At 69.3% G+C, this 24,924-nt stretch carries 28 protein-coding genes; 22 read left to right on the top strand and 6 right to left on the bottom strand.

What is annotated here, in order from left to right; translation table 11 throughout:
• Positions 1 to 39 precede the first annotated feature (39 nt).
• Positions 40 to 1,044 carry a chymotrypsin family serine protease gene (locus JOD27_RS25025; protein ID WP_204764719.1) on the top strand — a complete coding sequence of 335 codons (1,005 nt, stop codon included), beginning with the start codon at positions 40 to 42 and terminating at the stop codon, positions 1,042 to 1,044.
• On the opposite strand, the gene JOD27_RS46145 is transcribed toward JOD27_RS25025, so the two are convergent.
• Both JOD27_RS46145 and JOD27_RS25020 read right to left on the bottom strand, forming a co-directional pair.
• Positions 1,038 to 1,163, bottom strand: coding sequence for a hypothetical protein (locus JOD27_RS46145; RefSeq protein WP_275591792.1), 126 nt, complete (start codon positions 1,161 to 1,163; stop codon positions 1,038 to 1,040). The two genes, JOD27_RS25025 and JOD27_RS46145, sit on opposite strands and share 7 nt — an antisense overlap.
• Before the next feature lie 53 nt (positions 1,164 to 1,216).
• Positions 1,217 to 1,951 (bottom strand): SDR family oxidoreductase, encoded by a 735-nt coding sequence (locus tag JOD27_RS25020; RefSeq protein WP_204764718.1) that lies wholly within the window; start codon positions 1,949 to 1,951, stop codon positions 1,217 to 1,219.
• A 93-nt stretch (positions 1,952 to 2,044) separates the two neighbouring features.
• Here JOD27_RS25020 and JOD27_RS25015 point away from each other — a divergent pair, with 93 nt between their 5' ends.
• The 6 genes from JOD27_RS25015 (at position 2,045) to JOD27_RS24990 (ending at position 8,582) form a co-directional block, all read left to right on the top strand.
• On the top strand, positions 2,045 to 3,184 hold the full coding sequence (locus tag JOD27_RS25015) for a L,D-transpeptidase (protein ID WP_204764717.1): 1,140 nt from the start codon (positions 2,045 to 2,047) through the stop codon (positions 3,182 to 3,184).
• Positions 3,185 to 3,242: 58 nt separating this feature from the next.
• Complete coding sequence (locus JOD27_RS25010) at positions 3,243 to 3,992, top strand: alpha/beta fold hydrolase (RefSeq protein WP_307830309.1); 750 nt, start codon at positions 3,243 to 3,245, stop codon at positions 3,990 to 3,992.
• Positions 3,989 to 5,236 (top strand): D-inositol-3-phosphate glycosyltransferase, encoded by a 1,248-nt coding sequence (gene mshA / locus JOD27_RS25005; protein ID WP_204764715.1) that lies wholly within the window; start codon positions 3,989 to 3,991, stop codon positions 5,234 to 5,236. The genes JOD27_RS25010 and mshA overlap by 4 nt, the downstream gene beginning before the upstream one ends.
• Positions 5,233 to 5,712, top strand: a complete 480-nt coding sequence (locus JOD27_RS25000) for a type III secretion system chaperone family protein (protein WP_204764714.1) — start codon at positions 5,233 to 5,235, stop codon at positions 5,710 to 5,712. The genes mshA and JOD27_RS25000 overlap by 4 nt, the downstream gene beginning before the upstream one ends.
• A gap of 38 nt (positions 5,713 to 5,750) precedes the next feature.
• The gene (locus tag JOD27_RS24995; protein ID WP_204764713.1) at positions 5,751 to 6,617 is read left to right on the top strand and encodes a DUF4349 domain-containing protein; all 867 of its coding nucleotides are present in this window, start codon (positions 5,751 to 5,753) and stop codon (positions 6,615 to 6,617) included.
• A 399-nt stretch (positions 6,618 to 7,016) separates the two neighbouring features.
• Positions 7,017 to 8,582 carry an AMP-binding protein gene (locus JOD27_RS24990; protein ID WP_204764712.1) on the top strand — a complete coding sequence of 522 codons (1,566 nt, stop codon included), beginning with the start codon at positions 7,017 to 7,019 and terminating at the stop codon, positions 8,580 to 8,582.
• A gap of 56 nt (positions 8,583 to 8,638) precedes the next feature.
• On the opposite strand, the gene JOD27_RS24985 is transcribed toward JOD27_RS24990, so the two are convergent.
• Positions 8,639 to 9,169: a dihydrofolate reductase family protein gene (locus JOD27_RS24985; protein WP_204764711.1), complete on the bottom strand. Its 531-nt coding sequence runs from the start codon at positions 9,167 to 9,169 to the stop codon at positions 8,639 to 8,641.
• A 109-nt stretch (positions 9,170 to 9,278) separates the two neighbouring features.
• On the opposite strand from JOD27_RS24985, the gene JOD27_RS24980 reads away from it, so the two are divergent.
• The 13 genes from JOD27_RS24980 (at position 9,279) to JOD27_RS24920 (ending at position 20,469) form a co-directional block, all read left to right on the top strand.
• The gene (locus JOD27_RS24980; protein ID WP_204764710.1) at positions 9,279 to 10,025 is read left to right on the top strand and encodes a phosphoglyceromutase; all 747 of its coding nucleotides are present in this window, start codon (positions 9,279 to 9,281) and stop codon (positions 10,023 to 10,025) included.
• Between the two features lie 188 nt (positions 10,026 to 10,213).
• Positions 10,214 to 11,386, top strand: a complete 1,173-nt coding sequence (locus JOD27_RS24975) for a sensor histidine kinase (protein ID WP_204764709.1) — start codon at positions 10,214 to 10,216, stop codon at positions 11,384 to 11,386.
• On the top strand, positions 11,383 to 12,063 hold the full coding sequence (locus JOD27_RS24970) for a response regulator (protein WP_053737067.1): 681 nt from the start codon (positions 11,383 to 11,385) through the stop codon (positions 12,061 to 12,063). The genes JOD27_RS24975 and JOD27_RS24970 overlap by 4 nt, the downstream gene beginning before the upstream one ends.
• 27 nt (positions 12,064 to 12,090) lie before the next feature.
• Complete coding sequence (locus JOD27_RS24965) at positions 12,091 to 13,071, top strand: Ppx/GppA family phosphatase (RefSeq protein ID WP_204764708.1); 981 nt, start codon at positions 12,091 to 12,093, stop codon at positions 13,069 to 13,071.
• Positions 13,071 to 14,318: an Rv0497 family membrane protein gene (locus JOD27_RS24960; RefSeq protein WP_204764707.1), complete on the top strand. Its 1,248-nt coding sequence runs from the start codon at positions 13,071 to 13,073 to the stop codon at positions 14,316 to 14,318. Before JOD27_RS24965 ends, JOD27_RS24960 begins: the two co-directional genes overlap by 1 nt.
• Complete coding sequence (locus JOD27_RS24955; protein WP_204764706.1) at positions 14,315 to 15,127, top strand: sugar phosphate isomerase/epimerase family protein; 813 nt, start codon at positions 14,315 to 14,317, stop codon at positions 15,125 to 15,127. The genes JOD27_RS24960 and JOD27_RS24955 overlap by 4 nt, the downstream gene beginning before the upstream one ends.
• Positions 15,128 to 15,137: 10 nt before the next feature.
• Positions 15,138 to 16,034 carry a proline dehydrogenase family protein gene (locus tag JOD27_RS24950; RefSeq protein ID WP_204764705.1) on the top strand — a complete coding sequence of 299 codons (897 nt, stop codon included), beginning with the start codon at positions 15,138 to 15,140 and terminating at the stop codon, positions 16,032 to 16,034.
• Positions 16,031 to 16,813, top strand: coding sequence for a thioesterase family protein (locus tag JOD27_RS24945; protein ID WP_204764704.1), 783 nt, complete (start codon positions 16,031 to 16,033; stop codon positions 16,811 to 16,813). Before JOD27_RS24950 ends, JOD27_RS24945 begins: the two co-directional genes overlap by 4 nt.
• Before the next feature lie 10 nt (positions 16,814 to 16,823).
• Positions 16,824 to 17,633 (top strand): pyrroline-5-carboxylate reductase, encoded by an 810-nt coding sequence (gene proC / locus JOD27_RS24940; RefSeq protein WP_204764703.1) that lies wholly within the window; start codon positions 16,824 to 16,826, stop codon positions 17,631 to 17,633.
• A 127-nt stretch (positions 17,634 to 17,760) separates the two neighbouring features.
• Entirely contained in the window at positions 17,761 to 17,973 is a 213-nt protein-coding gene (locus tag JOD27_RS24935; RefSeq protein WP_089948842.1) for a helix-turn-helix domain-containing protein, read from the top strand.
• Positions 17,974 to 18,103: 130 nt separating this feature from the next.
• Positions 18,104 to 18,205, top strand: coding sequence for a 30S ribosomal protein bS22 (locus tag JOD27_RS24930; protein WP_015105422.1), 102 nt, complete (start codon positions 18,104 to 18,106; stop codon positions 18,203 to 18,205).
• 251 nt (positions 18,206 to 18,456) lie between these two features.
• Positions 18,457 to 19,494: an NAD-dependent epimerase/dehydratase family protein gene (locus JOD27_RS24925; protein ID WP_204764702.1), complete on the top strand. Its 1,038-nt coding sequence runs from the start codon at positions 18,457 to 18,459 to the stop codon at positions 19,492 to 19,494.
• 15 nt (positions 19,495 to 19,509) lie between these two features.
• A complete protein-coding gene (locus JOD27_RS24920) occupies positions 19,510 to 20,469 on the top strand; it encodes a lysophospholipid acyltransferase family protein (RefSeq protein WP_204764701.1) in 960 nt (319 codons plus the stop codon).
• On the opposite strand, the gene JOD27_RS24915 is transcribed toward JOD27_RS24920, so the two are convergent.
• Positions 20,438 to 21,703 carry an isocitrate lyase/PEP mutase family protein gene (locus JOD27_RS24915; protein WP_204764700.1) on the bottom strand — a complete coding sequence of 422 codons (1,266 nt, stop codon included), beginning with the start codon at positions 21,701 to 21,703 and terminating at the stop codon, positions 20,438 to 20,440. The genes JOD27_RS24920 and JOD27_RS24915 overlap by 32 nt on opposite strands.
• A 56-nt stretch (positions 21,704 to 21,759) precedes the next feature.
• On the opposite strand from JOD27_RS24915, the gene JOD27_RS24910 reads away from it, so the two are divergent.
• A complete protein-coding gene (locus JOD27_RS24910) occupies positions 21,760 to 22,422 on the top strand; it encodes an ArsR/SmtB family transcription factor (protein ID WP_204764699.1) in 663 nt (220 codons plus the stop codon).
• On the opposite strand, the gene JOD27_RS24905 is transcribed toward JOD27_RS24910, so the two are convergent.
• Entirely contained in the window at positions 22,423 to 22,659 is a 237-nt protein-coding gene (locus JOD27_RS24905; RefSeq protein WP_204764698.1) for a glutaredoxin family protein, read from the bottom strand. It lies immediately after the preceding gene.
• 3 nt (positions 22,660 to 22,662) lie between these two features.
• The gene (locus tag JOD27_RS24900) at positions 22,663 to 24,138 is read right to left on the bottom strand and encodes an AMP-binding protein (RefSeq protein ID WP_204764697.1); all 1,476 of its coding nucleotides are present in this window, start codon (positions 24,136 to 24,138) and stop codon (positions 22,663 to 22,665) included.
• Positions 24,139 to 24,328: 190 nt separating this feature from the next.
• Here JOD27_RS24900 and JOD27_RS24895 point away from each other — a divergent pair, with 190 nt between their 5' ends.
• Positions 24,329 to 24,922, top strand: a complete 594-nt coding sequence (locus JOD27_RS24895) for a sigma-70 family RNA polymerase sigma factor (RefSeq protein ID WP_372441729.1) — start codon at positions 24,329 to 24,331, stop codon at positions 24,920 to 24,922.
• The last annotated feature ends 2 nt before the right edge of the window (positions 24,923 to 24,924 follow it).

Raw genomic sequence — 24,924 nt, 5'->3', positions numbered from 1 at the left:
TTCATTGAGGTAGGGCCCGCGGGCGGAACGGAGGTCGCCATGAGCTACCTCGGCGAGAACGCGCGAGAGGTCATCCGGCCGATCAAGCGCATGGTGGAAGACGAGTTCCTGTCCCGGCCCGGTGTGATCGGCGTCGACATCGGCGAGAAGATCACCGGCGGCCGCCCGACCGGCCGGGCCGCGATCGTGGTCTACGTGTGCGCCAAGGGGCCTGACCATCCGCAGCAGATCCCGCCGGAGGTGAGCGGCGTCCCGACCGACGTGGTGGCGGAGTCGATCGTGCTGCACCGTGCAGGGCTCACCCGCGCCGCTGACGTCGATCCCGTTGTGGCGGAACGGCATCCGGTGCTGCGCGGCGGCATCAGCATCGGCCCCGCACGGTCGATCAGGGTCGTTCCTCCCGAGGTCCCCACGGCCGGTGAGTACGTGATCGCCGGCACGCTCGGCGCATTCGCGGTCACCAACGACGAGCCGCGGAAGGTGTTGGGGCTCACCACTTTTCACGTCGGCTGTGTCGACGACTCGTGGTCGGTGGGCGACGAGTTCGTGCATCCGTCCAGAGTGGACGGTGGGGTGCCCGGTGCCGACCAGGTCGCGGTGCTCGACCGCGCGGCGCTCGCCGGGTCGGTGTGCGCGGCGGGGCTGCGGATGGGCAACCGGCCGTTCCGCGCGGAGGTCCTCGACATCGGCGCGATCACGGGCTCTGCGAAAGCCGTTGTCGGCTCGACAGTCCGGAAACGCGGCCGCACGACGGAACTCACCGATGGCGTGATCGCGTCGACGGACGCGACGCTGCGCCTGGACTTCGGCGACGGGCTCGGCGTCAGGACGTTGCGCGACCAGATCCGCGTGCACTCGTCCGACCGTTTCGGCGACCACGGCGACAGCGGCGCGGTGCTGGTCGACGCCGACAACAGGGTGGTCGGCCTGTACGTCGCCGGATCGGGCTCGACGGGATTCGCGAACCCCATCGAGCCCGTCCTGCGTCAGCTGGACGTGGAACTGCTCACGCCCGGCGTACCCGAGTCACGAAAGGCTCAGTAGCCGCCCGTGCAGCCCGGGACGGCCTGCGGAATGCCGCACTCCGCCGCCGATGCCGCCGGAGCGAACGCGAGCACCAGCGCCGCGACGGTCACGACCGCCGCCACCAACTTCTTGATCATGTGTAACCCCCAGGATGAGAACGGCGGAGCCCCCTGCCCCGCCGAAATTCATCCTAGAGATCGCGGTGCACCCGAGTCGCGGAGAATTGAGCGCGCGGCTTGAGCACGATCTCGTCGAGGTTCACGTGCGACGGCCGGGTGACCGCGAACGCGATCACGTCCGCCACGTCGTCGGCCGTGAGCGGCGTGAGGCCCTGGTAGACCTTGGCCGCGCGCTCGGTGTCCCCGCCGAACCGGTTGGCGGAGAAGTCCGTCTCGACCATGCCCGGCAGGATCTCGGTGACCCGCACCGGCCGGCCGAGCAGCTCGCCGCGCAACGTCCGGTGCAACGCCGACTGCGCGTGCTTGGCGCTGGTGTAGCCGGAACCGTTGTCGTACGCGTCACGTGCGGCGACGGACGTCACGGACACGATGTGCCCGTCCCCGGACGCGATCAGCTTCGGGATGAACGCCTTGGTCACGAGCAGCGTGCCGAGGACGTTCGCCTCCCACATCCAGCGCCACTCGGCGGGATCACCCTCGGCCACGGTCGACAGCCCGCGCGCGCCACCCGCGTTGTTCACGAGCACGTTCGCCTCGGGTACCCCGTCGGCGAAGGAGGCGACGGAGGCCTCGTCGGTCACGTCCAGCTCGATGGCGGTCCCGTCGATCTCCTTCGCGATAACGTGGAGACGGTCCAGGCGACGTGCGCCGAGCACCACGTGGAAACCCTCGGCGGCGAGCCGCCGGGCGGTGGCCTCACCGATGCCCGCGCTTGCTCCGGTCACTACTGCGACAGGTCGATTCACGATCTCGATCGTAGGCTGCCAGGAACGGTGTGACCGACGTCACTCGCACCGTCACATGGTCCTGCACGTCCACCATGGTGGGAGGTCGAAACCGTGAAGAGAACACTTGCTGCGCTGGTCGCTGGGCTGACGCTGCTGACCGGGTGCTCGAGTGTGGAGACGGGGTCGCCGAAGGCGGACAGCTCGCTGCCGTCCGCGAAGGTGACCCTGTCCCCGGTGGACGGCACCAAGGACGTGCAGGTCACAACGCCGGTCCAGGTCACCGTGGTGGACGGCAAGATCGAGTCCGTCGCGCTGAAGTCGCCCGAGGGCAAGGACGTCAAGGGCACCCTCACCGAGGACAAGTCCGGCTGGACCACGGCCGAGCCGCTGGGCTACGGCAAGACGTACAACTACACCGGCAAGGTCGTCGGCACCGACGGCAAGCCGGTCGAGCTCAAGGGCTCGTTCACGACCGTCGCGCCCGGTTCGCAGACCCGCGCGACGCTCTGGCCCGGTGACAACCAGACCGTGGGCGTCGCGGCGCCGATCATGGTCAAGTTCGAGGCGCCGGTCCAGGACAAGGCGACCGTAGAGAAGGCCCTCAAGGTCACCAACTCGGCGAACATCACCGGCACCTGGGCCTGGCTCAACGCCCAGGAAGTGCACTACCGGCCGGAGAAGTACTGGCCGGCGAACACCCACATCAAGGTCGAGGCCAAGCTCTACGGCGTCAACTACGGCGGCGGCGCGTTCGGCAAGGCCGACGTGAGCTCCGAGTTCGACATCGGCCGCAACCAGGTCGTGCAGATCAACAACCCGACGCACCAGCTCGTTGTCCTGCGCGACGGCCAGCAGGTCGCCTCGTACCCCGCGTCGTTCGGCAAGGACGCCGACCCCGAGCTGACCACGCCGAACGGCACGTTCGTGGTCATGTCGAAGCACGACACGTTCTCGTTCGACAACCCGCGCTACGGCTACACCAACGTCGTGAAGAAGTGGGCCGTCCGGTTCTCCAACCACGGCGAGTTCATCCACGAGAACAACGACAACGCGGGCAACATCGGCAAGAACAACACCTCGCACGGCTGCGCGAACCTGCTGGAAGCCGACGCCAAGGCGTACTACGACACGGCGATGATCGGCGACCCGGTCGAGGTGACCGGCTCCATCACCACGCTGCCGCCGCAGTTCGACTGGTACGACTGGCAGATCCCGTGGGACCAGTGGAAGAGCAAGTCCGCGGCGAAGTAGGACCAGCGGGAATGCGTCCCCCGACCAGGTCGTTTGCACGTGTGTGCAGTTGACACACGTGACGGCGGCCGGCGGGGGACGACTGGCCGTCCGTGAGGCAGGGCCGCCGGACGCGCCGCCGGTGGTGCTCGTCCACGGCTGGGCGCAGTCCGGGGCGGTCTGGGACCTTCCCGATTTCCGGACTTATGCCGTTGACCTGCGCGGACACGGCGAGTCCGACGACTTCGGCGACTACCGCGACTCCGCTCAGTGGGCCGCGGACCTCGACGCCGTGCTCGATCACACCGGGCCCGCGACCGTCGTCGGGTGGTCCTACGGCGGGCTCGTGATCGCCGACCACCTCCGCTTCCACGGCACCGCGAAGATCAACGCGCTGGTGTTCGTGAGCGCCATCACCGAGATCGGGCGCGACCGCCCTGGAGGCGCCGTCGGCCCGGTGATGCGTGCCGCGTTGCCCGCCGCCATCACCGACGACGCGGCGATGGCGCGGTTCTGCCGGGCCATGGCACCCGGCCTACCAGCTGAGACGGTCGGCGAACTCACAGCCGCGGCGACGTCGGTGAGCCATAAAGTGCGAGGTGAGCTGTTCCGCAGGGATGTGGGCAGCGCTGACGTGTTGACCGCGGTCGACGTGCCGACCCTGGTGGTGCACGGAACTCAAGACGAGGTGGTGGCCCCTGCCGCCGCCGAGTACTCCGCCGCCCTGATCCCCGGAGCCGAGTTGAGCCTGTATCCCGACACCGCGCACGCACCGTTCCTCGAACGGCCGGAGCAGTTCGCCGCCGACCTCGAGCGGGTGGCCCGATGAAGCGCGTCGCCGTGCTCTCGGTCCACACGTCGCCGCTGGAGCAGCCGGGGACGGGCGACGCGGGCGGGATGAACGTCTACATCGTGCAGACGGCCACGCGGATGGCGCAGCGCGGTGTCGAGGTGGAGATCTTCACCCGTGCCACGTCGTCGGAGCTGCCGCCGGTCGTCGAGCTGGCGCCGGGCGTCCACGTCCGGCACATCGCCGCCGGGCCGTTCGAGGGGCTGGGCAAGGAGGAGCTGCCCGGCCAGCTCTGCGCGTTCACGGCCGGTGTCCTGCGCGCCGAGGCACGGCACGAGCCCGGCTACTACGACGCGATCCACTCGCACTACTGGCTGTCCGGCCAGGTCGGCTGGCTCGCGCGGGAACGGTGGGGCGTACCGCTCGTGCACACGGCCCACACGCTGGCCAAGGTCAAGAACCTGGCGCTGGCCGAGGGCGACGCGCCGGAACCGCGGATGCGCGTGATCGGCGAGGAGCAGGTGGTCAACGAGTCGGACCGGCTCGTCGCCAACACCGACATCGAGGCCAGCGAGCTGATCAAGCTGTACGACGCGGACGCGGCCAAGGTCGCCGTGGTGCCACCCGGCGTGGACCTGGACAGGTTCACCCCTGGCGACCAGGCCGCGGCCCGGCACCTGTTCGGGATCCCGCAGGACGCGGTCGTGCTGGCGTTCGTCGGCAGGATCCAGCCGTTGAAGGCGCCGGACGTGTTGCTGCGCGCGGCCGCCGAGATGCTGGTCCGCGACCCCGGCCTGCGGTCGCGGCTGGTCGTGCTGATCGTCGGCGGACCGTCGGGCAGTGGTACCGAGCGGCCCAGGGCGCTGGAGGAGCTGGCAGGACAGCTGGGGATCACGGACGTGGTGCGGTTCCTGCCGCCGCAGCCGGGGCCCGCGCTGGCGGAGGTCTACCGGGCCGCGGACCTGGTGGCCGTGCCGAGCTACAACGAGTCGTTCGGGCTGGTGGCGCTGGAGGCCCAGGCGTGCGGGACGCCGGTGGTCGCGGCGGCGGTCGGCGGGCTGCCGGTCGCGGTCAACGACGGCATGTCCGGGGTGCTCGTCGACGGGCACGAGCCCGGCGCGTGGGCCGCTGCGATCGGATCGGTCGCATTGCCGCAGAGGGAGCACCTGGCGAGCAACGCCGTCGGGCATGCGCGACGCTTCTCGTGGGACCGCACGACTGAAGCCCTGCTGGCGGGGTACCAGGAGGCGGCAGATGCGTTCCGCCGGGAGGTTTTCATTTGAGCGTGGACAGCGTGATCAAGTCCTTTTTGGATGAACGCGAGCTGAAGTACGACCGCCGTGACGAGGGCAAGTTCTTCGTGACGCTGCCGGGGACCAAGAAGCTGCAGACCAACGTGTGGCTGGTCGAGACGACGCACGCGCTGCTGGTCGAGGCGTTCGTGTGCCGGCGTCCGGACCAGTCGTTCGAGGACGTCTACCGGTTCCTGCTGCGGCGCAACGCCCGGCTCTACGGCGTGCACTACACGATCGACGCCGAGGGTGACATCTACCTGGTCGGGCGGGTCGGCAAGCACGCTGTGACGGCGGACGAGCTCGACCGCGTGCTGGGGCAGGTGCTGGAGGCGGCCGACGGCGACTTCAACCCGCTGCTCGAGATCGGGTTCGCCGACGCGATCCGCCGGGAATGGGCGTGGCGGGTGTCGCGCGGCGAATCGCTCGCGAACCTGCAGGCCTTCCAACATCTCGTTTCGGACTAGGCGGCAACCCCAGGTCTGCCCGCCACCGTCAGACGGGCATGGGCAGACCAGTGCTGTGGGTGGGAGTCGCGTTGCTGGCCCTGGTTTCGGTGGGGTGCAGCAACAACGCGAGCAACTCGAGCGGATCGGCGGCGTACGACGCCGCCACGCCGCAGGTGGCGCAGCAGAAGGCGCCGCAGGACACGCCGGGCAAGGAGAACGCGCCGGCGCCGGCCGCCGTGCAGCCGGTGCAGCAGCAGGAACGGCAGTTGGTGCGCACGGCCACCGTTGACCTGGTCAGCAGCAACGTGTTCAAGGCCATCGGTGAGGTCAAGGACAGGGCTCAGCGCGCCGGCGGGTTCGCGGGCCAGGAGAACTCGACCGAGGAACGCGGGTCCGTGACGGTGCGCGTGCCGTCGGCCGAGCTGGATCGGATCGTGGGGGACCTCGGGGGCGTCGGGAAGGTGACTCGCAGCGAGGTGCGCAGCGAGGACGTCACCGACCAGCTGGTCGACGTCGAGGCGCGGATCGCGACGCAGAAGGCCAGCGTGGAACGGCTGCGGGTGCTGTTCGAGCGCGCCGGGACCACGGCGGAGATCGCGCAGGTCGAGAGTGAGCTGACCAAGCGGCAGAGCGAGCTCGAGTCGATGCAACGGCGCAGCGAGTCGCTGAAGGGCAAGGTCGCTCTCGCGACGCTGACGGTGCAGATCAGCACCGTTCCGATCGCGCCGCCCGCACCCGAGGAAACCGGATTCTTTTCCGCGTTCCTCTCCGGATGGCACGCGGTGGTCACGATCTTCAAGGCGATCACCGTCGGAGTAGGCGCGCTGCTGCCGTTCGTACTGGTCCTCGGGGTGCCCGCAGCGGCGGTGATCTACGTTCTGCGTCGCCGGAGGCGTGTCACTCGAACGAACGAAGCAGCGTGATCAAGTCCTACTGAGAGTGGTCCTTTGTGACACGCGGAACGGCTCGGGAGAGAGGGGGAGTCGCATCGAGCCGTCCCGCGTCAAAGGTCCCCGCTGCGTGGGTCCGTGGACGGGGGGAGCCTCCGGATCCCAAGCGGGACACGCGATCCGACGGGGGATGACGAACCGCGCGAAGTGCCTCTCGCTCGTCGAGTAAGCGTGGGAGCCGACTCGCGGAGGCGCTATCAACTTCCCAGATGCATCATTGCGTTCACAAGTGCTTGGATTGCTCCATTCGAGTGTATTTAGACGCGCTAAGTAACGTATCTGTAGCGATTGAGCGGTCCTTGACCTGTTCAGTGGGCTGGATCACGATGAGCCGCACAGGCTGGGTGTTCAGCGAGTGAATGAGGTTGCCGCATGGTCTTTCGCAGTCCGTTCCCCGACGTCGAGATCCCCGACGTGTCGCTGCACCAGCTCTTGTTCGGCGACATCGCCGACCGGGTGGACAGGGTTGCGCTGATCGACGGCATGTCCGGCGCCTCGCTCACGTACGGCCAGCTCGCCGGAGCCGTCGACCGCCTCGCCGCCGCACTCGCCGCGCGTGGCATCGGCAAGGGCGACGTGGTCGGCATCCTCAGTCCGAACACGCCTTACTACGCCGTCGTCTTCCACGGCATCCTGCGTGCGGGCGCCACCGCGACCACGATCAACGCCCTCTACACGCCCGACGAGGTCGCGCACCAGCTGCACGACGCGGGCGCGAAGATGCTGTTCACCGTCTCGGTCCTGCTGCCGAACGCCGCTCCGGGCGCCGCGAAGGCAGGCGTCACGGACGTCGTGGTGCTGGACAAGGCCGAGGGCTACCCGTCACTGGGCGAGCTGCTCGCCAACGACCACCCGGTGCCAGAGGTGGAGATCGACCCGGCCGAGGACGTCGCGGTGCTGCCGTACTCCTCCGGCACGACCGCGCTGCCCAAGGGCGTGATGCTGACGCACCGCAACCTGGTCGCGAACCTCGTGCAATGCGGCCCGATCCTGTCCGACGTCGGCCCGCACACCCGCATCCTCGCCGTGCTGCCGTTCTTCCACATCTACGGCATGCAGGTCCTCATGAACAACGGCCTCTACATCGGCGGCGTCGTCGTGACGATGCCGAAGTTCGAGCTGCCCGAGTTCCTGCGTGTGATCGCCGAGCACAAGACCGACCGCGTCTACATCGCGCCGCCGGTCGCCGTCGCCCTGGCGAAGCACCCGATCGTCGACCAGTACGACCTGTCGCCGATGAAGATGCTCTTCTCCGGCGCCGCGCCGCTGGACGAGGACCTCGCCGACGCGGTCAAGAAGCGCATCGGCTGCCGGGTCGCGCAGGGCTACGGCATGACCGAGATGTCGCCGGTCAGCCACGCGATCCCGGACAGCCGCGACGACATCTCGATCGGCACGGTCGGCGTGATCATCCCGAACCTGGAGTGCCGCCTGGTCGACCCCGCCACCGGTCAGGACGTGGGTGTGGGCGAACGCGGCGAGCTCTGGTGCAAGGGCCCGAACATCATGAAGGGCTACCTGAACAACCCGGACGCCACCGCGGCCACCATCGACGACGACGGCTGGCTGCACACCGGCGACGTCGCGATCATCGACGCCGACGGCATCGTCTCGATCGTCGACCGCGTCAAGGAACTGATCAAGTACAAGGGCTACCAGGTCCCGCCGGCCGAGCTCGAAGCCGTGCTGCTGACCCACGACGAGATCGCCGACGCGGCGGTCATCGGCGTGAAGGACGCGGACGGCGAGGAGGTCCCGAAGGCGTTCGTGGTGCGCCAGCCGGACTCCACGATCACCGAGGAAGCCGTGATGGCGTTCGTGGCCGAGCACGTGGCGCCGCACAAGAAGGTCCGCGTGGTCGAGTTCATCGAGGCGATCCCGAAGTCGGCGTCCGGCAAGATCCTGCGCAAGGACCTCCGGGCACGCGAGCAGGCCTGAGTCCGGCGGAACGCGCGAGTGCCCCGGCACACCCGAGCGGTGTGCCGGGGCACTCGTCATTTCCGCACCCGGAAGCGGAGCATCGTGACGGCACCCGACTGCGTGTTGCCGAGCGGTTCCAGGTCGACTCTGCCGAGGTCCGAGGTCGAGAAGCGCACGCCGTCGCCGAGCAGCACCGGCAGGACGTACACCAGAACCTCGTCGACCAGCCCTTGCCGCAGGCACTGCGTGGCCAGGTCGGCACCGAGGATCTCCAGGGCCTTCCCACCCGCGGCGGCGCGTGCCGTGGCGACGGCTTCGGCGAGCTCGCAGGTGAGGAAGGTGACGCCGGGCTCGGGCTCGTCCGGCGGCCGGTGCGTCAGGACGAACACCGGTCCGCCGTCGTACTCGGTGTCCGCCGCGGCCATCCGTTTGGCGACCTCGTGGGTGCCACGGCCGACGAGCATGGCGCCGGTGGCCTCCATGATCTCGGGAAACGGGTTGTCCCTCAGGTGCTCGAGGATGCAGTCCATCGCGTGGCCGGGGCCTGCGATGAAACCGTCCAGCGACATCGCCCTGTTCACCACGACCTTGCCCATATCGCTCATGCCCGTGCTGACCCGGCGCGAGCCGGGAACTCATCGGAGCCGCCCATGGCGTGAATCACGGTGACCTGGCCGGGTACGGCGGGAGGGTCGGCATGGCAGGCTAGCTGCCATGTCTGTCGGAACCTTGGTGCTGCTCCGCCACGGCGAGAGCACGTGGAACGCGGAGAACCTGTTCACCGGCTGGGTGGACGTTCCCTTGTCGGAGAAGGGCGAGCAGGAAGCCCGCCGCGGCGGAAAGCTGCTGCGCGAGGCCGGTCTCCTGCCGGAGATCCTGCACACCAGCCTCCTGCGCCGGGCGATCATGACCGCCAACCTGGCGCTCGACGCCGCCGACCGGCACTGGATCCCGGTCCGTCGCGACTGGCGTCTCAACGAGCGCCACTACGGCGCGCTGCAGGGCAAGAACAAGAAGCAGACGCTCGACACCTACGGCGAGGAGCAGTTCATGCTCTGGCGCCGGTCGTACGACACCCCGCCGCCGCCCATCGAGCCGGGCACCGAGTTCAGCCAGGACACCGACCCGCGCTACGCGGACCTCGGCCCGAACCTGCCGCTGACCGAGTGCCTGAAGGACGTCGTCGCCCGCATGCTCCCGTACTGGGACGAGGCGATCGTGCCGGACCTGCGCACCGGCAAGACCGTGCTCGTGGCCGCGCACGGCAACTCGCTGCGCGCGCTGGTGAAGCACCTCGACGGCATCTCCGACGAGGCCATCGCGGGCCTGAACATCCCGACGGGCATCCCGCTGCGCTACGACCTGGACGAGGACCTCAAGCCGCTCAAGCCGGGTGGCGAATACCTCGACCCCGAGGCCGCGAAGGACGCCATCGCGGCCGTCGCAAATCAGGGCCGCTGATTTCCCACGCGGGGAGCTTTCGTACGGCTGAAGCGTACGAAAGCTCCCCGCGTGCATTTGAAGCATCACGACTGGGTGAACGAGGGCTGACCAGCGACGGAACAACCGTCCACTGAGGTGTCGCGGGTATCACGGTTCACGCTGTCGTACTAGGCCAAGACACCTCTGAGCTGCTTACCATTCGCTTCGTGACCACAACGGGTTACCTCGCTGTGTCGATCGGCCTCGCGCTCATCGGCGTGATCGCCGCATTCTTCGTCGGCAGGTTCACCGCTCCGAGGCACCCTCGGAAGCCGGACGGACTCACGGTCGGTGATCTGATTCAGCGGATCGTCCAGGACTCCCACGACGGCATCGTCGTGCTCAACACCTTCGGCGACGTGGTGCTGCACAACCCGCGGGCCGAGGAGCTCGGCGTCGTGCGCAACAACCGCATCGACGACCGTGCGCGCAAGGCCGCGGAAGCCGTCCGCAGCAGCAACGAGGTCGTCTACGTCGACCTCTCGCCTCTCGAAACTCAGCGCGGCGGGCGTCAGCCGGAGGCCGTGCACGCCGAGGTCAGGCAGCTCATCGAGGACTTCATCGTCGTCGACGCGACCGACGAGTCCGAGGCCGTGCGGCTGGAGAAGACGCGGCGCGACTTCGTGGCCAACGTGAGCCACGAGCTCAAGACCCCGGTCGGGGCGCTGGCGCTGCTCGCGGAGGCCGTGCTGGACGCGAGCGACGACCAGGAGGAGGTCCGCCGGTTCAGCGCGAAGATCATGCAGGAGGCCACCCGCCTCGGCACGCTCGTCACCGAGCTGATCGCGCTGTCCCGCCTGCAGGGCGCGGAGAAGCTGCCGGAGCTGTCCGACACCGAGATCGACGTCGTGATCAACGAGGCGCTGTCGCGGTCCAAGCTCGCCGCCGAGTCGGTCAACATCTCGATCACCACCGACGAGCCGAGCGGCTTCGTCGTGCCGGGCGACCGGTCGTTGCTCGTCACGGCGCTGACGAACCTGCTGGACAACGCCGTCGCGTACTCGCCGCCCGGCAGTCCAGTGAGCGTGAGCCGGCGGCTCGTGGACGGGCACGTCGAGATCGCCGTGACCGACCGCGGCATCGGCATCGCGGAGGACCAGCAGCAACGCGTCTTCGAGCGGTTCTACCGCGTCGACAAGGCCCGATCGCGCGCGACCGGCGGCACCGGTCTCGGGCTCGCGATCGTCAAGCACGTCGCCGCCAACCACGGCGGCGAGGTGAAGCTGTGGAGCCTGCCAGGAACGGGTTCCACCTTCACGCTGCGGATTCCCGCCGCGGCGACCGAACCCAACCCGACCCTCGTCCCCACTGGCGCGGGTGACCACGGAGGAGAGCTGTGACCAGGGTGCTCATCGTGGAGGACGAGGAGTCCTTCGCCGATCCGCTCGCCTTCCTGCTGCGCAAGGAAGGGTTCACCGCGGCGCTCGCGGCCACCGGCCAGGAGGCGCTGGAGGAGTTCGACCGCAACGGTGCCGACATCGTGCTGCTCGACCTCATGCTGCCCGGCATGAGCGGCACCGACGTCTGCAAGCAGCTGCGGCAGCGCTCCGCCGTGCCGGTGATCATGGTGACCGCGCGGGACAGCGAGATCGACAAGGTCGTCGGCCTCGAGCTCGGCGCGGACGACTACGTCACCAAGCCGTACTCGGCGCGCGAGCTCATCGCCCGCATCCGCGCGGTGCTGCGCCGCGGCGGCGAGTCGGAGGACCTGCTCCCGCAGATCCTCGAGGCCGGTCCGGTGCGGATGGACGTGGAACGCCACGTCGTCACCGTCGGCGGCCAGGACATCAGCCTGCCGCTCAAGGAGTTCGACCTCCTCGAGTACCTGCTGCGCAACGTCGGCCGCGTCCTCACCAGGGGACAGCTGATCGACCGCGTGTGGGGCGCCGACTACGTGGGCGACACGAAAACGCTGGACGTGCACGTCAAACGACTGCGATCGAAGATCGAACCGGACCCGTCTGCACCGCGGCACCTGGTCACCGTGAGGGGTCTCGGTTACAAGTTCGAGTCCTGACGGACACGACCAGGTACCGTTTCCGGCGTGCGCCTGGGCGTTCTCGACGTGGGTTCCAACACCGTCCACCTCCTCGTGGTGGACGCGCATCGTGGTGCCCACCCGATTCCGATGACGTCCGAGAAGACGATCCTGCGCCTGGCCGAGCAGCTCGACTCCAAGGGGCTGCTCACCAAGGCGGGCGCTGACCAGCTCGTTCGCGCGGTGGCCGGCGCGAAGGCGTCGGCCAAGAAGTCCGGTTGTGAAGACCTGATGGCGTTCGCCACCTCGGCGGTGCGCGAGGCGGGCAACTCCGCCGAGGTGCTCGACCGGGTGCGCGGCGAGACCGGTGTCGATCTCCAGGTCCTGTCCGGCGAGGACGAGGCCCGCTACACCTTCCTCGCGGTCCGCCGCTGGTACGGCTGGTCCGCGGGCAGGCTGCTGTGCCTCGACATCGGCGGCGGCTCGCTGGAGCTTGCTGTCGGTCGCGACGAGAACCCCGACATGGCCTTCTCCGTGCCGCTGGGCGCGGGCCGGTTGACGAGAACCCGGTTCAGGAAGGACCCGCCCCGGCGCTCGGAGGTCCGCGAGACCACCGAGTGGCTGGCGGACCAGCTCGCGCCCGTGGCGCGGAAGCTGAAACGCGCGGGTGAACCCGATCGGGTGGTAGCGACCTCAAAAACCTTCCGAACGCTGGCGCGGCTCACCGGGGCCGCGCCATCGTCTGCCGGTCCCAGGGCGCGTCGCGTGCTCACCGACGCAGGCCTGCGGCAGCTGATCGCGTTCATTTCCCGGATGTCGGCCAGTGACCTCGCCGAGCTGGAAGGTGTGAGCACGTCGCGTGCGCACCAGCTCGTTGCGGGTGCCCTGGTCGCGGAGGCAACGATGCGAGCCCTGTCACTCACGCAGCTGGAGATTTGCCCGTGGGCCCTCCGGGAGGGTGTCATCCTCCGACGGCTGGATCACACTGATGGGACGGACCAGAGCGATACTGGACGGACTGGCCAGACCGGGGCACGGTGGAGTTGATGAGTCGAGAGAGCGGATCGGACCAGACGCAGCGCACGGTCGCTGAGCTGCTCGCCCAGTACGGCGGCAGCTCAGAGGGTGCGCCACGTCGGCGACGCCGCCGGGCGGCTGATGACGACGACGACGTCCAGCAGCCGGAGACCGCGCCCCAGACGATCATCGAGCGGGTCCTGTCCGACAGCGGCCGGCTGATGGCGATCCGCGACGACGACGCCCCGTCCGGTCGTCGCGCGGCTCCCGAACCGCCTGCCCCACCCGTCGCCAAGCCGCCCGCACCGCAGCCCTCTCCCGCCGAGCGCACGGCCTACCAGCCGAAACCGCCGGTGGCACCGCCACCTGCCGGGCCGCCGCAGGTGCGCAGACCGGGACCACCCGCGACACCGCCGCCGGCAGCCGCCGAGCAGACCCGCCAGGTGCCGCAGGTCCGTGATCAGCCGTCGCGCGCCGACCTGCCGAGGCCGGACGCCGTCAGCTCGCGCCTGGACTCCGGTGCCCCGCCGGCGCCGCCCACCCCGTCGCGCACGAACATCACCCGGCCGCCCAAGCCCGTGCCGCCGTCGGTGCAGATGCCGACGCCGGCCCAGAAGCCGGGCATGCCGCCGCGCGAGGCGATGACCGAGCAGCTCCCGCGCATCCCGGCCAAGGCGCCGGTGGACCAGATCGCCGCGCTCGAGACCGAGTCCGTGCTGATCGTGCCGCCCGCACCGCCGAAGCTGCCGGAACCGCTGCCGAACAACCAGCCGGACGCCTGGTTCGGCGACGACGAGATGGCGGCACAGACCGACCTGGCCATGCCGCCGATGGAGTCGACGGCTGCCCACCCCGGCCCGTACGTGGACGACGACGACTCGCAGGAGTACGCCGTCTACCGCCCGGAGGACGACTACCTCACGGACGGCGAGGGGAGCGACGAGGACGAGGGGCCCGCCGGCCTCGACGACTCCGACGAGGTGGAGGAGGAGCCGGAGGAGGAAGCTCAGCGCTCGCCTGCCAAGGAATGGCTGATCATGATCGGCCAGCTCGCCGTCGGCGTGCTCGGCGGCGCCGCGCTGTGGCTCGCCTTCAACTTCCTGTGGCGCACCCAGGCGGTGGCCGCACTCGTGGTGGCGCTGGCCGTTACCGTGGGTCTGGTGTTGCTGGTACGCAAGATCCGCCGGGCGGACGACCTCCAAACGACCCTGCTCGCCATCCTCGTGGGCCTCATCGTCACCGTCTCACCAGCGGCGATGCTGCTGGTGAAGAATTGACGGGCCGCATCCCGGTCGGGCTTTCCACGGCGTCCGTCTACCCGCAGCCCGCCGGAGCGGCGTTCGAGATCGCCTCCGAACTGGGCTACGACGGCGTCGAGCTGATGGTGTGGGCCGACCCGGTGTCGCAGGACATCCGGGCCGTCGACCGCCTGTCGACCCGATCGGGCATGCCCGTCCTCGCCGTGCACGCGCCGTGCCTGCTGATCTCGCAGCGGGTGTGGTCGCCGGATCCGGCGGAACGGCTGCGCAAGGCGGTACGAGCCGCCCAGGACCTGGACGCCCCGACCGTGGTGCTGCACCCGCCGTTCCGGTGGCAGCGCAAGTACGCGGACGGGTTCGCCGAGCTCGTCTCGTCGCTGGAGGACGAGAGCGGCATCGCGATCGCGGTCGAGAACATGTTCCCCGTGCGTCGCCCGTTGGGCCGTGGCCGCTCGGTGCAGATGACGGCGTTCAAGCCGTCCATCGACCCGACCGACGTGGGCCACCGCAACTACACGCTGGACCTGTCGCACTCGGCCGCCGCGCACATGGACGCGCTGGAGCTGGCCAAGCGGATGGGCGACGGACTGCGGCACATCCACCTCGCCGACGGGTCGGGGGCGCCGAAGGACGAGCACATGGTGCCGGGACGCGGCACCCAGCCGTGCGCGGAGCTGTGCGAGATGCTGGCGCGCGGCGGGTTCGACGGTCAGGTCGTGCTGGAGGTCAACACCCGGAGGGCCGGTTCGCCGACGGCTCGGCGGGAGATGCTGGCCGAAGCGCTGCTGTTCGCGCGGCTGCACTTGGACTGGCCGCAGTCGGGTTAGGGTTCGTGGTGTGAACCCGCTGCGAGCGTTGATCATGGCTGCGTCTCGCAACGAGACCGTCCGCCACCTCGTCGCCAACGCGCCCGTCAGCCGAGATGTGGTCAAGAGATTCGTCGCGGGCGAGACGACGGCCGACGCCGTCGAGGTCGTGCGGACCCTCGGCCTGCCGGTGACCCTCGACTACCTGGGCGAGGACACCACGGACAAGGCCCAGGCCGAGAAGATCGTGCAGGCATACCTGGAGCTGCTCGACGCGCTGCACGCGGCAGGGCTGGCGCAGAACGCCGAAGTGAGCGTCAAGTTGTCCGCAGTCGGCCAGGCGCTCGACGAGTCGCTCGCCCTGACGAATGCCAGCCGGATCTGCGCCGCGGCCGAGCAGTGCGGGACGACCGTGACGCTCGACATGGAGGACCACACCACCACCGACTCGACCCTGCGGATCCTGCACGAGCTGCGGCGCACCTGGCCGTGGGTGGGCGCGGTGCTGCAGACCTACCTGCACCGCACGCTCGACGACTGCAAGCAGCTCGCGGGGCCCGGCAGCAGGGTTCGGCTGGTCAAGGGGGCCTACGCGGAGCCGCCGGAGGTGGCGATCCAGGACCCCCACGAAGTGGATCTGAACTACGTGCGGTGCCTCAACGTTCTCCTCGCAGGAGAGGGGTACCCGATGTTCGCCACGCACGACCCGCGGTTGATCGAGATCATCGGCGAGCGTGCTCGCTGGTATGACAAAACCGACTTCGAGTACCAGATGCTCTACGGCGTCAGGCCGGAGGAGCAGCGGCGCCTCGGCGCTCGCGTTTATGTCCCCTACGGCGAGCAGTGGTACGGATATCTCATGCGGCGACTCGCGGAACGGCCAGCCAACGTGACTTTCTTCCTGCGGTCGCTGGCCAGCCGCTCATGACCTTCACCAAGTCCAGTGCGGTGCGTTCGCTCGGTGACGGAACGTTCACCGCGTCCCTGCCGGCCGAGTGGACCGTCGGCCCCAAGCCCCACGGCGGGTTCCTGCTCGCGGTGATGACGCGCGCGGCGGCCCAGGCCGCCGACGGTGATCCGCTCGCGGTGTCCGCGCAGTTCCTCAGGGCTCCCGAGGTCGGGCCGGTGCTGATCAGGACGGACATCCGCAAGGCAGGCCGCACGGCCACGGTCGTCGCGGTGTCGCTGGAGCAGCGCGGGCAGGTGTGCGTCGAGGCGTCGGTGACGACCGGGCGGATCCCCGAGCACCGCGCCGACTACGCGAACCTGCCGTCGATCGGTGCCGCGCCGCCGCCCGGTTCGGTGGAGCTGGCGACGTTCCCGACCGGTGGTGCCTACAAGGTCGGTGGCCTCTGCGACCTGCGGGTGGACCGGGAGAGCGCGGCGTTCCTCGACCGGCGCACGGACGGGCCGTTGGAGTTCAAGCTGTGGGCGCGGCCGATCGACGAGCAGCCCGACCTGTACTTCGCGTTGCTCGCGGGCGACCTGTCGATGCCGGTGACGTTCAACCTCGGCCGCTTCGGGTGGTCGCCGACGGTGCAGCTGACGGCGTTGCTGCGGGCCAGGCCGGCGCCTGGGTGGCTGCGCATCCACGTCACCTGCCAGGCGGTGCACGGGCAGTGGTTCGACGAGGACGCGACGGTGATCGACGCGGCCGGGCGGCTGGTGTGTCAGGCACGGCAGCTGGCGTTGACGCCTGCTGTGTGAGACTTGACCGATGACGAAGATCGCGGTGCTCGGCGCGGGCAAGATCGGTGAGGCGCTGCTGTCCGGGCTTCTGCAGGGCGGCCGTTCCGCCGCCGATCTGATGTTCACCGAGAAGCACGAGGCCCGCGCGGCCTCGCTGACGTCGCAGTACGGCATCGAGGGCACCACGATCGCCGGTGCTGCGGCGAAGGCGGACGTGCTGGTCGTGGCGGTCAAGCCGCAGGACATCGAGCCGTTGCTGGCCGAACTCAGGCCCGTGCTGCGGGCCGGCACGCTGATCGTGTCGCTGTGTGCGGGCCTGCCGACCTCCCTGTACGAGCGCAGGCTGCCCGAGGGCACGCCGGTCGTGCGGGTCATGCCGAACACGCCGATGGTCGTCGGTGAGGCCATGAGCGCGGTCTCCGGCGGTTCCAACGCCACGCCCGAGCACCTCAAGGTCGTCGAGGAACTTCTCTCGACCGTGGGCAAGGTCGCGATCGTGCCGGAGTCGCAGCAGGACGCGGTGACCGCGCTGTCCGGTTCCGGGCCCGCCTACTTCTTCTTCCTGGTCGAGGCGATGATCGACGCGGGCATCCTGCTCGGAATCCCCCGTGACCTGGCGTCGACGTTGATCATCCAGTCGGCGGTGGGCGCGGCGACGATGCTGGCCGAGGGCTCATCGCACCCGGTCATCCTGCGCGAGGCGGTCACGTCACCGGCGGGTACGACGATCATGGCGATCCGGGAGCTGGAGAAGCATGGCGTCCGTGCGGCCCTGCTGGCTGCCATCGAGTCGGCGCGTGATCGTTCCGTCGAACTGGGCAAGCAACACGAGGACTGACCAGGACTGACCAGTTGGTCGTCGCAGGAGTCACACCAGTCCCGCTACTCTCAGGACAGCACGTGCGTGTCGAACCGTCGGTGGGGAAGACCGACGGCACGACACGTGTCGAAGGATGCGGTGATACATGCCTGCGAAGGAGAACGAACGATCAGGTCTCGCTCAGGTCCAGTTCCTGACCGTGGCCGAAGTGGCCTCGATGATGCGGGTCTCGAAGATGACCGTGTACCGCCTGGTGCACTCCGGTGAGCTGCCCGCAGTGCGGGTCGGCAAGTCGTTCCGGGTGCCCGAGAAAGCGGTGCACGCCTACCTCGAGAACGCGTACTTCGACGCCGGCTGAAGGCTGCTGAAGACTGGCGAACCCCTCCGGGTAGACTGGTAGGCCGATCGTGCTTACCGGCGCGCCGTGCTTGACACGGCCAAGGCTGGGGCGCGCCAGTCAAAGCAACGTCTAGAGCTAAGGAACCCGCATGGGCTCGGTCATCAAGAAGCGCCGCAAGCGCATGTCGAAGAAGAAGCACCGCAAGCTGCTGCGCAAGACCCGTGTCCAGCGCAGGAAGCGCGGCAAGTAAGCCCGTGTGCGCTCTCACCGCCGCTGGTTCCCCCAAGGGGACCAGCGGCGGTTGCGTTTCCGGTGGTTGCGTCGGCACGGAATATCACCCTGTGAGATCAGCCGACGGAAACGCGGGAACGGTCGCCGCCGATCGGGTGATTAGCCGGTAAAGCCTGCGTGACCTGCGTCAAGACACGGTTCCGGCCCCCTCCGGTTTCCGATTGGGCTTGTAGCATCGACCAATCGCAACGCCCTTCAGCTTGGAGTCGCATGACGCCCAAGGTCATCCTCGTCACCGGAGTCAGCCGCTTCCTCGGCGGTCACCTCGCCGCGCGGTTCGCCGCCAACCCGGACGTCGAGCGCGTGCTCGGGGTGGACACCGAGCCGCCGCCGCGTGACCTCCTGCGGCGGATGGGCAGGGCGGAGTTCGTCCGGGCCGACATCCGCAACCCGCTGATCGCGAAGGTCATCTCCACCGCGAACGTGGACACGGTCGTCCACGCCTCCGTCACCGCCAACCCGGCCGGCCCCACCGGTCGCACGGCGATGAAGGAGATGAACGTCATCGGCACCATGCAGCTGCTGGCCGCCTGCCAGAAGTCGCCGAAGGTGCGCAAGCTCGTCGTGAAGTCCACCAGCGCCGTGTACGGGTCCAGCTCGCGCGACCCGGCGGTGTTCACCGAGGACATGGGCCCGAAGGACCTGCCGTCGTCCGGTTACGCCAAGGACGCCGTCGAGGTCGAGGGGTACGTGCGCGGGTTCGGCCGCCGCAGACCGGACGTGAACGTCACCACGCTGCGCTTCACGAACTTCATCGGCCCGCGCATCGACACGGTGCTGACGCGTTACTTCGCGCTCCCGGTCGTGCCCACCGTCCTGGGCTACGACGCCCGCGTGCAGCTGCTGCACTCCGAGGACGCCCTCGCTGTCCTCGAACGCGCGACGCTGCACGACCTGCCAGGTGTGTTCAACGTGGGAGGCGACGGCGTGCTGCTGCTGTCGCAGGCCATCCGGCGGGCGGGCAGGCTGAACCTGCCGGTGCCCAGCATGGCCGTGCCCACGGTCGGTGGCTTCTTCAGGAGCGCCCGGCTCGTCGACTTCTCGCCGGACCAGATGAGGTTCCTCAACTGGGGGCGTGTGGTCGACACCACCCTGCTGAAGAAGGAGTTCGGGTTCACGCCGCGGTGGACCACCCAGCAGGCGTTCGACGACTACGTGAACGGCCGAGGTCTGAAGCCGCTCATCGACCCGGAGACGATTGAGGCCGCGGAACGGGGAATCCTCGCCGTGGCCGCTCGTTTCCGCTGATCTTTGTCTGAGGAGATGAACGCAGTGGCAGGAGCACGCGTTATCCCGCTGCACGACCCGGAGCGCGACGCCGCGCGCAGATCGCGCCACGTCGAGGTCGTTCCCGAGCCGGCGCAGCAGCAGTCCGAGACACCGGACTGGGAGCGCAGGCTGGCCGACCTGCTGTCGTTCGCGCGCAGGCGGATCGCGGGCGACTACCAGATCGACGAGTTCGGGTTCGACCGCGACCTCACCGAGAACGTGCTGATGCCGCCGCTGAAGCCGTTGTACGAGAAGTGGTTCCGGGTCGAGACGATCGGGCTGTCGAACATCCCGATGGCCGGCGGCGCGCTGATCGTGGCGAACCACTCCGGCACGTTGCCGCTCGACGCGCTGATGACGTCGTACGGCATCGCGTCCGAGCACCCGGCCCAGCGCCACATGCGCATGCTCGGCGCCGACCTGGTCTTCCGCACGCCGCTGCTGGGCGCGCTGGCCCGCAAGTCCGGCCAGACGCTCGCGTGCAACCCGGACGCCGAGCGGCTGCTGTCGTCGGGCGAGCTCGTCGGCGTGTGGCCGGAGGGCTTCAAGGGCATCGGCAAGCCGTTCAAGGACCGCTACAAGCTGCAGCGCTTCGGCCGCGGCGGTTTCGTGTCGGCGGCGTTGAAGACCGGCGTGCCGATCATCCCGTGCTCGATCGTCGGGGCGGAGGAGATCTACCCGATGATCGGCGACATCAAGGCGCTGGCGCGGCTGTTCGGCTTCCCGTACTTCCCGGTGACGCCGTTCTTCCCGCTGTTCGGGCCGCTGGGCGCGATCCCGCTGCCGTCGAAGTGGTACATCGAGTTCGGCGAGCCGATCCGCACCGACGTGTTCGGCGAGAACGCGGCCGACGACCCGATGCTGGTCTTCAACCTCACCGACCAGGTCCGCGAGACGATCCAGCAGACGCTGTACCGGCTGCTCACCCAGCGGCGGAACGTGTTCCTCGGCTGATCAGCTCCTGCACGGCGGCGTAGCCGAGCGCCTGCGGCGTTTTGCCGTCGCGCACTGCTTCGGCGGTCGCGACGGTGTGCTGCAGCGCGGCCCGGAACAGCAGTGACCCGGTGCTGATCCGGCGGACGCCGAGGTTGCCGAGCTCCTGCGGGGTGCGCTGCTGGGCGAGCACGTTCAACGGCGCGAGGCTCGCGAGCTTCTCGATGTCACGCGGCTCGGTCAGGCCGGGGACGAAGATCCCGTCGGCGCCCGCGTCCACGTACCTCTTCGCGCGCTCCCCGGTCTCCTCGATCGCGATGCCGTGCCAGTGGGTGTCGATGCGGGCGTTCAGGAAGACGCCGGGCGCACGTTCCCTGACCCTGCTGATGATCAGCGCCTGTTCCTCCGGCGTCGCCAGGCCGTGCGGGCGGCCGTCCTCCAGGTTCACGCCCGCCGCGTCCAGCCCCGCGACCAGTTCGGCGGGGTCCTGGCCGAATCCCGATTCCAGGTCGACCGTGACCGGGCAGGGCAGGTCTCGCAGGAGGGCGGCGAGCGCGGTCGCCTGCTCGCCGGCCAGCCCCATGCCGTCGGGGATGCCGTGTGCGGCGGCGACACCGAGGCTCGTCGTGCCGATCGCTTTGAAACCCGCCGCGTGCAGCGCGGCCGCCGACGTGTAGTCCCAGGCGTTCGGCAGCACCAGCGGTTCGTCCTGGTGGTGCATGGCTCGGAACGCCATGTTCTTGGCGATCTTCGTGGCGAGCGTCCGGCCGGGGCACGCGTGCGAGCCGTGTCCGAACGGGTGTCCTTCGAGGCTGACCTCGATCACGCCGCCTTCAGCGGCCCTGCGCGTGATCGGAACGGGCGGGGTGGGGTCTCCGGTGCGGAAACGCGCCGCGAGGGCGTGGGTGGCCGCCCAGGCCTGCACGAGCAGCCCGATCCTGGCCGCTGTTTCCTCGCCGCGGTCGCGGGCGAGACGTTCCACGGCGGCATCCGCTTCGGCCGTGATCGGCTCGTGCGGCTGGTAGCAGGGCGCGATCACGGCGATGTCGTCGAGCGAACCGGACAGGTTCAGGGCGTTGGCGAGTTCGTCGAGCGTCGTGGCGTGGACGTTCTCGATGAGCTTGGTCGTGAGCGCGCGCCTGCGTTGGTGCTCGGCGCCGTTGCTGAAACGGACGACATTGGCTCGTAGCCACGCCACGCCGTGATCTCCGGCGGGCACCTGCGGGACGGGAAGGCTCAGCAGCTCTTCGGTCATGGCACGACGCTATGGCGGCGACGTTTCGGCGCGGGCCGAAGTGTCGTGGTCGCAGAATGGCTGACATGGAGGCACTGGCCCAGGTAGCCGCGTTGCTGGCGGACAGGACGCGAGCGGCGATCTGCGGGGCCCTGCTCGACGGCAGGGCGTGGACCGCCACCGAACTGGCCGCACATGCCCGCGTGGCCCCTTCGACGGCCAGTGAGCACCTCACCCGCCTGATCGACGGCGGTCTGCTCGTGGAGCACCGTCAGGGCCGTCACCGCTACGTCGCGCTGGCCGGCCCGCACGTCGCCGAGCTGCTGGAGGCCATGACGTCGTTCGCGGGACCGGGGCCGAAGCCGCGCGGCCTGCGGGCTGCGTCCGCCTCGGAGGCGATGGCGCGGGGGCGCACCTGCTACGACCACCTGGCTGGGAAGCTGGGCATCGCGCTGAAGTCCGGCCTGCTGGACCTCGGCGTGGTCACCGCCGATCTGACGATCACCCCGTCCGGCCTGGTCTGGCTGAAGGAACTGGGGTTCGAGCCGTCGAAACGCCAGGTCAGCAGGGCCTGCCTGGACTGGACGGAACGCGTCCCACACCTCGCTGGGGCCGCGGGTGCGCACCTGTGCGAGGTGTTCTTCGAGCGCGGCTGGATCAAGCGCATCGGCACCACCCGCGCGGTGGTGCTCACGCCCGCTGGGGAACAGGGCTGGCGTGAGCTGGGCCTGACCACCTGACTACTCGGCGAGGGCCGCGCGCAGGCGGTCCTCCTCCACCTTCCAGTAGCCGTGCTCGGCCCCGTCGACCAGGAACACCGGCACCCGGTCCCCGTACTCGGCCCGCAGCTCGGGATCGGCGTCCACGTCCTCGACGGACCAGGTCGCGCCCATCTCGCCGCAGATCCGCTCGATCTCTGCCGCGGCGACGTGGCACGAGTGGCACGTCTCGCGGCTCATCACGGTCACGTGGTGCATCGGTCAGGCTCCCAACGGCTTGCGCAGGATGCGGCGGGCCAGCTTGCCGGTCGGCGAGTGCGGCAGGGCCGGGGCGAACTCCACCGCCGTGGGCACCTTGAACTTCGCCAGCCTGCCGGAGCAGTGCGCGACGACGTCCTCCGGCGAAACCGAGGCGCCGTCGCGCAGCACCACGACCACCTTCACGGACTCGCCGGTCTTCTCGTCCGGCACGCCGACGGCGGCGGCTTCCAGGACGTCCGGCATCTCGCCGATGACCTGCTCGACCTCGTGCGGGTAGACGTTGAAGCCGTTCACGATGATCAGGTCGCCCGCGCGGTCGACCAGGTGCAGGTCGCCGTCGGCGTCGATGAAGCCGACGTCGCCGGTGCGGAACCAGCCGGAGGCGTCCGGGCCGTGGGCCCCGTCTGGCCAGTAGCCGCTGAAGAGGTTCTCGCCGCGAGCGGAGACCAGGCCAGTGCCGGGTTCGTCCTCGTCGATGTCGAGCACCGAGCCGTCGGTGTCGACCAGGCGGATCTCCACGCCCGGCAGCGCCTTGCCCACCGAGCCCGGCTTCGGCACGCCGCCGACCAGCGTGGACGTCAGGACCGGGCCGGTCTCTGTCAGGCCGTAGCCCTCGTAGACCGGGATGCCGATGGCGGTGCGCATCTCGTCGATGACGCCAGCCGGGAGCGGGGCGGCGCCGGAGGTGAAGAGTCGCACCGTGGCCAGCTTCTCGCGCAGCACCTCGACCGGGTTCGCCAGCAGCGCCCGGTACATGGGCGGCACGCCGACCATCGTCGTGACGCGGTGCTCCTCGATGACGTCCAGCGCGGAGGCCGCGTCGAAGCGCTCCAGCAGGACCGCCGTGGCGCCGGCGCCCGCCACCTGCAGCAGGCCGGGACCGAGGCCGTAGACGTGGAACAACGGCAGCGCGAGCAGCACCCTGTCGCCCGCGGTCACGGGTGCCGGGCGCAGCGAGGCGCACTGGGAGACGTTCGCGAGCAGCGCGCGGTGGGAGAGCATCACGCCGCGTGGCACGCCGGACGTGCCGGAGGTGTAGCCCAGCACCGCGATGTCCTCGCCGCCGCGTACGGCTTCGAAGGGCTCGCCAACAGCCGAAACGTCCGGAACGTCGAGAACCTGGGCGTCGGAGCCCTCGCCGTCGCCCACGAGGAACGTGGCGCCGGAGTCGGCCAGGATGCGCTGGAGCTCGCGCGTCGGGTTGCCGGGGCCGGTGGGCACCACGATGCCGCCCGCGCGCAGGATTCCGAACACGGTGACCACGAACTCGGGCGAAGTGGGCAGCCGTACCGCCACTCGGTCGCCAGGTTCGAGACCGGAATCGGCCAAACGGCGGGCGAAAGCGTCGACAGCGCCGTCGATGGTTTCCCAGGTGAGGCTCACACCGCTCGCGACGTCGACCAGGGCGACGTGGCTCGGCCCCCGCTGTGCCGAAGCACGGACCAGATCTGCGACATTGCGAGCGGAAGTCAACATGGCCTCCTCATGAACAATTGAACGCTCCGAGCAGTCTTCCACGCGTGGCGCGCGTCACGAAGCCGTGGTTGGTGCGTCTCCACTTCGCAACCCCACCTATTACCTACTACGGAGTAACAACACGTATGCTCCCGCCACGGCGACTCTGTGGAGGTGCCGCCAGCCGATGACTGCAAGGGCACGACCGACCATGAGGACCACCCGGACCATGACGGGAGGTCAGCACGACGACGCAGGCGACGAGCCGTGGGAGCTCGTCAAGGCCGCCCAAGAGGGTGACACCGAGGCGTTCGGCGTGCTCTACGACAAGTATGTCGACATGGTGTTCCGCTATGTCCTCTTCCGGGTGGGCGGAGACCGCGCGTTCGCCGAGGACGTGACCAGTGAGACGTTCCTGCGCGCGCTGCGCAGCATCGGTTCGGTCAGCTACCAGGGCCGCGACGTGGGCGCGTGGTTCGTCACGATCGCCCGCAACATCGTGTTCGACCACGTGAAGTCGAGTCGCTACCGGCTCGAGGTCACCACGGCCGAGCTGCAGGACAACCGCGAGGAGACCAGCGGCCCCGAGCAGGAGGTGATGACCGAGGCGACCAACGCGGAGCTGCTCCGGTGCGTTTCCCAGTTGGGTGACGACCAGCGCGAGTGCATCGTGCTGAGGTTCATCGAAGGCAAGTCGGTGTCCGAGGTCGCGCAGCTCATGGACCGCAACGAGGGCGCCGTGAAGGCATTGCAACACCGGGCCGTCCGACGGCTCGCGCAGATCCTCCCGTCGTGGTTGCGGTGATC

The sequence above is a fragment of the Lentzea nigeriaca genome (assembly GCF_016907955.1).
Taxonomy (GTDB): domain Bacteria; phylum Actinomycetota; class Actinomycetes; order Mycobacteriales; family Pseudonocardiaceae; genus Lentzea; species Lentzea nigeriaca.
Note: the sequence above shows the minus strand (reverse complement) of the source record. Positions and strands in the feature narration are given on the sequence as shown.

What these genes read in the sequence shown, in the direction of transcription:
- JOD27_RS24915 (WP_204764700.1), bottom strand. Translation starts at nt 21,703, where the DNA reads ATGACCGAAGAGCTGCTGAGCCTTCCCGTCCCGCAGGTGCCCGCCGGA.
- JOD27_RS24920 (WP_204764701.1), top strand. Translation starts at nt 19,510, where the DNA reads ATGAACGCAGTGGCAGGAGCACGCGTTATCCCGCTGCACGACCCGGAG.
- JOD27_RS25025 (WP_204764719.1), top strand. Translation starts at nt 40, where the DNA reads ATGAGCTACCTCGGCGAGAACGCGCGAGAGGTCATCCGGCCGATCAAG.
- proC (WP_204764703.1), top strand. Translation starts at nt 16,824, where the DNA reads ATGACGAAGATCGCGGTGCTCGGCGCGGGCAAGATCGGTGAGGCGCTG.
- JOD27_RS24935 (WP_089948842.1), top strand. Translation starts at nt 17,761, where the DNA reads ATGCCTGCGAAGGAGAACGAACGATCAGGTCTCGCTCAGGTCCAGTTC.
- JOD27_RS24985 (WP_204764711.1), bottom strand. Translation starts at nt 9,169, where the DNA reads ATGAGCGATATGGGCAAGGTCGTGGTGAACAGGGCGATGTCGCTGGAC.
- JOD27_RS24895 (WP_372441729.1), top strand. Translation starts at nt 24,329, where the DNA reads ATGAGGACCACCCGGACCATGACGGGAGGTCAGCACGACGACGCAGGC.
- JOD27_RS24960 (WP_204764707.1), top strand. Translation starts at nt 13,071, where the DNA reads ATGAGTCGAGAGAGCGGATCGGACCAGACGCAGCGCACGGTCGCTGAG.
- JOD27_RS24900 (WP_204764697.1), bottom strand. Translation starts at nt 24,138, where the DNA reads ATGTTGACTTCCGCTCGCAATGTCGCAGATCTGGTCCGTGCTTCGGCA.
- JOD27_RS24910 (WP_204764699.1), top strand. Translation starts at nt 21,760, where the DNA reads ATGGCTGACATGGAGGCACTGGCCCAGGTAGCCGCGTTGCTGGCGGAC.
- JOD27_RS24945 (WP_204764704.1), top strand. Translation starts at nt 16,031, where the DNA reads ATGACCTTCACCAAGTCCAGTGCGGTGCGTTCGCTCGGTGACGGAACG.
- JOD27_RS24905 (WP_204764698.1), bottom strand. Translation starts at nt 22,659, where the DNA reads ATGCACCACGTGACCGTGATGAGCCGCGAGACGTGCCACTCGTGCCAC.
- JOD27_RS24995 (WP_204764713.1), top strand. Translation starts at nt 5,751, where the DNA reads ATGGGCAGACCAGTGCTGTGGGTGGGAGTCGCGTTGCTGGCCCTGGTT.
- JOD27_RS24930 (WP_015105422.1), top strand. Translation starts at nt 18,104, where the DNA reads ATGGGCTCGGTCATCAAGAAGCGCCGCAAGCGCATGTCGAAGAAGAAG.
- JOD27_RS24925 (WP_204764702.1), top strand. Translation starts at nt 18,457, where the DNA reads ATGACGCCCAAGGTCATCCTCGTCACCGGAGTCAGCCGCTTCCTCGGC.
- JOD27_RS24990 (WP_204764712.1), top strand. Translation starts at nt 7,017, where the DNA reads ATGGTCTTTCGCAGTCCGTTCCCCGACGTCGAGATCCCCGACGTGTCG.
- JOD27_RS24980 (WP_204764710.1), top strand. Translation starts at nt 9,279, where the DNA reads ATGTCTGTCGGAACCTTGGTGCTGCTCCGCCACGGCGAGAGCACGTGG.
- mshA (WP_204764715.1), top strand. Translation starts at nt 3,989, where the DNA reads ATGAAGCGCGTCGCCGTGCTCTCGGTCCACACGTCGCCGCTGGAGCAG.
- JOD27_RS46145 (WP_275591792.1), bottom strand. Translation starts at nt 1,163, where the DNA reads ATGATCAAGAAGTTGGTGGCGGCGGTCGTGACCGTCGCGGCGCTGGTG.